Source organism: Natrinema soli (genome assembly GCF_028618695.1).
On record NZ_JAQIVI010000620.1, the window covers coordinates 1 to 1677 of the forward strand.

At 66.7% G+C, this 1677-nt stretch carries 3 protein-coding genes; 1 reads left to right on the forward strand and 2 read right to left on the reverse strand.

Features of this window, described 5'->3' with window-relative positions:
- A partial coding sequence (locus tag PGX04_RS28250; RefSeq protein ID WP_465263852.1) for a DUF8167 domain-containing protein occupies positions 1–582 on the reverse strand: 582 nt, incomplete at its 3' end.
- Between the two features lie 34 nt (positions 583–616).
- Entirely contained in the window at positions 617–1132 is a 516-nt protein-coding gene (locus PGX04_RS28255; protein WP_273741527.1) for a DUF7382 domain-containing protein, read from the reverse strand.
- Positions 1133–1206: 74 nt separating this feature from the next.
- Here PGX04_RS28255 and PGX04_RS28260 point away from each other — a divergent pair.
- On the forward strand, positions 1207–1677 hold a 471-nt coding region (locus PGX04_RS28260), incomplete at its 3' end, for a helicase HerA domain-containing protein (RefSeq protein WP_273741528.1).

Consider the following 1677-nt stretch of genomic DNA (forward strand, 5'->3'; position numbering starts at 1 on the left):
GCCGCGCCCGTCGATCGACACGGCGACGGCAGCCAGTTCGTACTCGGTTCGGAGTCGGGCCTCGAGCCGCGTCTCGAGCGCGGCCAACGGAAGGTCGGCGGGGAATCGCCACGCGTCCGCCTCGAGTGCCCGCCGAACGTCGGGCGACAGCGACTGATAGCCGTCGATATCACGAACTCGCCCGGTCGTTCGGATCGTTACCTGTCCCACCGCATCGACCGAGTCGATGGCCTCGGCGGAGAGCGATCGGGTCCGCTGTGTCGGCCGTCCGGCTCCGAACGGGAGTTCCGACGCGACGCGCTCGCCCTGACTGGCCGCGTACACCGCCAGGATGGCAACGACGAGCGTCCCGGTCGCGAGGCGGGGGAGCTGCGTTCGAACGGGACCGGACTCGAGCACGCCGACGAAGTAGCCGTTGAGGGCGGCGAGCGTCACGCCGAGCACGACGCTCGCGGACGACGGCAGCCTCGAGTCGCGGGCGCTGCGGACGGCAGCGAGGGATCCGACGGCGATCGCGGGGCCGATCCCGATGACCAGCCCGAACGCGATACCGATGATGAGCTCGGTCGTCGTTTCGATCATCGGTCGTCTCGGTCATCCTTCGTCTCGATCATCGCTATCGGGAGACGACCCGGATGCTCGGGTTCGGCTGTTCGTCGATGTAGTTACTGTCGGACGGCGGGATCACCTCGAGCTGGATCGTTCCCATGTCCTGGTCCGCTCGAAGGCTCTGTGAGCCGTCGAAATCGAGCACTGCGTGGTTGTCGTCGCCGGTCGGTTTGTCGAGCACACCGTCGAGCTGTGCGGAGTCGGCGGTCGCGACGATGGTCGCGTCCGAGACGTTGTTCCCGTTTTCGTCCATCGCGTAGACGTCCACTTTCGCATCGTTACCGGTCGCATCCGCATCGATCACCTGATCGTCGTCGGCGATTTTCACGGTGACCTCCGTATCGCCCACGCTGCCGATTCCGCCGAGCATGTTCAGCATGATCGCCAGCGCCGCGACGCCGACGACCAGCGCGATCACCAGCCGAATCAGGAGCCCCTCGATCGCGCGATCGTCTCGAGCGAACGACGACCGCGACCGGTTCGTCCCATCCGTCGAATCCGAGTCGGTCCGTTTCGAAGTCACGCCTCGCTTGGCCGCGGCTTCGCACTTAAACGGTGGCTCGAGAATTCAAATACGATACCGCGGCAGTTCCTCCCGTGAGTTTCGTACTTGGTCGTGGCGGCGATCGCGAGGATGGCCCCGTCGGTCGGATCGGTTCCTACAGGGCGCTCGACGGCAGCGACGGCGCACCGCTCCACCTCGATCTCGACGGGCCACACGCGATGTTGCTCGTCGGCAAGCGCGGCTACGGGAAGTCCTACACGATGGGCGTCATCGCGGAAAACCTGGCTCGATCACGCGGCGTCGCGCCCGTTCTCGTCGATCCGATGGGCGCGTTCGACACGCTGGCGGAACCGGTCGACGGCGAGGCAGTGCCGGCCAGCATCGTCGACGAACCGACCGTCACGGCCGCGTCTCTCGATCCCAGATCGTGGTGTGAACTGCTCGGCCTCTCGCCGGAACGCGGCGCTGGCAGCCTGCTCTGGCGAGCCGCACAGGACGAGTCGACGATCGAGGACATGCGGGCACACGTCGCGTCCGCCGACGCCTCGAGCGTTGCAGTGCGC